The sequence below is a fragment of the Furfurilactobacillus entadae genome (assembly GCF_045862745.1).
Classification (GTDB): Bacteria; Bacillota; Bacilli; order Lactobacillales; family Lactobacillaceae; genus Furfurilactobacillus; species Furfurilactobacillus entadae.
Genome location: NZ_BQXN01000053.1, coordinates 1 through 257, shown reverse-complemented (window position 1 = coordinate 257; position 257 = coordinate 1). Strand labels below are relative to the sequence as shown.

The following is a 257-nucleotide window of genomic DNA, read 5'->3' as shown; positions in this document are numbered from 1 at the left end:
ACGGTTTTCAATGAACATCATGGCAACTATGGTGTTCCACGGGTATCAGTAGTTGTGAGAAAACTGTGTGCAACACAAGGATTACCTCAGCCTAACCACAAGTGTATTCAACGCTTGATGCGTGAACTAGGCTTGAATAGTAGTCGTTATCGACAACGCACTCGCAAATATGATTCATCTAAAGGGCCTCGAGGGAAAACCGTTAAAAATCAATTACGTCGCAGAAATACGAGTGACCGACTCTATCAAAAGCTAGT

The 257-nt window shown here is 42.8% G+C and carries 1 protein-coding gene; it reads left to right on the top strand.

Annotated elements, in window-relative coordinates; all coding sequences use genetic code 11:
* On the top strand, positions 1–257 hold a 257-nt coding region (locus ACKTR5_RS11700), incomplete at both ends, for an IS3 family transposase (protein ID WP_407881685.1).